General features: G+C 47.7%; 1 protein-coding gene. It reads right to left on the reverse strand.

Features of this window, described 5'->3' with window-relative positions; genetic code table 11:
- The coding region (locus GQR56_RS21400) for an Ig-like domain-containing protein (protein ID WP_206018239.1) at positions 1–499 on the reverse strand (499 nt) is incomplete at both ends.

Here is a 499-nt window from a genome sequence, read left to right on the forward strand (position 1 = left end):
GAAGGTAAAACTACCATCAGCATTAATGAGTAACGCACCGATGCCCGCAATGGTTGCTGTTGTTCCGGCAGTATAAACCGTGGTGTCCCCATCGATAACAAACTGCGTCACATTAAGCGTATCGCCATCGATATCAGTGTCATTGGTGAGTACATTACCAGTGGCTGGGGTGTCTTCTGTAACTGTAAATGGACCATCATTAATGGCTTCAGGCGCATCATTGACAGCGATAATGTCATTGAAACTTAATACCGCAGTATCGATCCCACCGTTAGCATCGCTGACCGTGTAAGTTGCACTTGGTACTGGACCGTTGTAATCAGGAGCAGGGGTGAAGGTAAAGCTGCCATCAGCATTAATGAGTAACGCACCGACGCCTGTAATTGTTGCTGTTGTTCCGGCGTTATAAACCGTGGTGTCCCCATCGATAACAAACTGCGTCACATTAAGCGCGTCACCATCTGCATCGGTGTCGTTGGTTAATACATTGCCAGTGGCT

Origin of the sequence: Pseudoalteromonas sp. Z9A5 (assembly GCF_011378875.1) — a bacterium.
Classification (GTDB): domain Bacteria; phylum Pseudomonadota; class Gammaproteobacteria; order Enterobacterales; family Alteromonadaceae; genus Pseudoalteromonas.